A 502-nucleotide genomic window follows, 5' to 3' on the forward strand; every position below is an offset into this window, starting at 1 on the left:
GGTGGGGGCGGTGCTCTCCGACGGAGCAGGGACGGTCACGGCGTCGCCGGTGCCATGGCAGAGCAGCGGCGGCACCGCGTCCGTCCGGCTGGTGTCCCGGCTGTCCCGCGCGCCCCACTCCTCCCACTCCAGCAGGGCGGGGAGCCGCTGAGCCGTCCCCGGGGCGGCGAACAGCAGGATCCGCCCCCGGAACTCCGCGACCGGGCCCGAGCCCGGGCCGTCGTCCCACAGCCGGTCGAGCATTCGCCGGCCGAACGTCGACGGCGCGCTGACGACGTCGAAGACCGCCCCGCAGGGCAGCACGACCGGTGCGTCCGGCCGCTCCTCCCAGAGGGCGAGCGTGCTTCGCGGATACGTTCCTGCCGAGGCGAGCCAGGCGGCCCCGTCCGGGGTGACATCGGAGGCGTTCCATGCGCTGCTCATGGGATCCAGGTCTACCCGGCGTGAGCGCCCGGTTCCCGAGGGTTGCGGGAAATCGGGACAGGAGGGGGTGGGAGGGAGT

Annotated in this window: 1 protein-coding gene; it reads right to left on the reverse strand. The window is 74.5% G+C overall.

Going from position 1 to position 502, the window contains the following annotated elements; translation table 11 throughout:
- The coding region (locus C1J00_RS44080; RefSeq protein ID WP_102914285.1) for a bifunctional DNA primase/polymerase at nt 1–423 on the reverse strand (423 nt) is incomplete at its 3' end.
- Between the last annotated feature and the right edge of the window lie 79 nt (nt 424–502).

Source organism: Streptomyces cahuitamycinicus (assembly GCF_002891435.1).
GTDB lineage: Bacteria > Actinomycetota > Actinomycetes > Streptomycetales > Streptomycetaceae > Streptomyces > Streptomyces cahuitamycinicus.